This window comes from Moritella viscosa (genome assembly GCF_900120065.1).
In the GTDB taxonomy this organism is placed as follows: domain Bacteria; phylum Pseudomonadota; class Gammaproteobacteria; order Enterobacterales; family Moritellaceae; genus Moritella; species Moritella viscosa.
Window position 1 is genome coordinate 1 of record NZ_FPLG01000150.1, and the last position, 1,373, is coordinate 1,373.

The following is a 1,373-nucleotide window of genomic DNA, read 5'->3' on the forward strand; positions in this document are numbered from 1 at the left end:
TCTTGTAGCCTAGAATTAATATCAATATACTCAATTACATAGCTAGCCTTGTATATAACTTATAAGACTAAATAAATAATTTACAGGACGGCTCGTTTTCCCATAAACATGTAATTAATAAATTTGAAGTATAATCTTATTTTTCAATTGATTAATCTACTTTTATTGAGGTGAATGAATTTGGGGAATCGAGAGTCGTATTATACAATATGTTATATTTTATCTGTTAACTTTCCCCATATGGAAGTCTTATGAATCATATTATGCATGTAGTAGGTAGAACTCCACCTGAGGAGCTATTTCATTATTCAGATTTTACAGGTCTTAATGGTCTAATTGCTAATAAACAGATATGGATGGGAGATCTGTTTTTTCTTAATGATGAAAAAGAGTATCAGTTAGGAATAGATTTATTTAATACTTGCCTAGAAGAGCAAAAAATTAAATATGGATCATCTCAATTTGGTGTTTTTCTATCTAGTCTTAATAATATTGAAAAGCTACTGAAAGAAAGTCCTCCTTTTTCTTTCTCATTAACTGAAGAAGGTGATTTATTAAGTCAGTGGCGTGGTTACACTAAAAACGGTATTGGTGTTAACGTTGGTTTCAGCTCTTTAGGCTTAAAAGACAGTTTCCAATTATTACCATGTCTATACACACTTGAAGAACAAAGAAAATATATTGAGCACCTTTTCGACTTGGCTATTAATAAATTTAGTCATACGGAAGAAAAAGGTCAATTTGATAAGGCTTTATGCTTGAATCCTAGCGAATTACCACATTGGGATGCAATCAATGAAGCTGGCACTCAGCTCATAAGTCACTTAAGTGCAGCTTGTTCTATTATAAAGGATACGTCATTTAGCGAAGAAAAAGAATGGCGACTTGTTTGCTTTACTCGCGATAACATTGAGTTTGTACCCAAAGATACCTACTTAAAACCGATTAAAAAAATGAATATAGAGCCAGATAAGATAGTTACTTCTATTAAAGTTGGTCCTAATCCAAATAAAAACCTTTGCAGAAGTTCAATCAATGCACTTCTTAAAGCAAACGGTTTAAAAGACACTCAAGTCTCAATATCTGAAATTCCGTATAGAAACTAAAAATATAACATATAAGAATAGGTGTCGCGCAGCCGACACCTTATTCGAGTGTTGAGCAAGCCCAAGCCCTTCTTTATATAGTAAATAACGAGTTTGATCTTAGTGGATACTTCGTCTTGGGGTTAAAGCCAAGACGAGCTTAATCGAGATAAACAACAGACCTGTTATTTATCAATTAACTAGCTAGTTGTACCATAAATTTAATATCTCCAACTGTAATGTTAATGCCATTATCCTTATTATGTTTGCCTTTCGGCTAGGTCGTTC

General features: G+C 32.7%; 1 protein-coding gene. It reads left to right on the plus strand.

The genetic code is table 11. The features are described from left to right. Positions 1-251: 251 nt before the first annotated feature. Positions 252-1,106 (plus strand): DUF2971 domain-containing protein, encoded by an 855-nt coding sequence (locus BT797_RS21870; protein WP_075473531.1) that lies wholly within the window; start codon positions 252-254, stop codon positions 1,104-1,106. The last annotated feature ends 267 nt before the right edge of the window (positions 1,107-1,373 follow it).

Coding starts and splice junctions, on each gene's coding strand:
- BT797_RS21870 (WP_075473531.1), top strand. CDS start 252: ATGAATCATATTATGCATGTAGTAGGTAGAACTCCACCTGAGGAGCTA.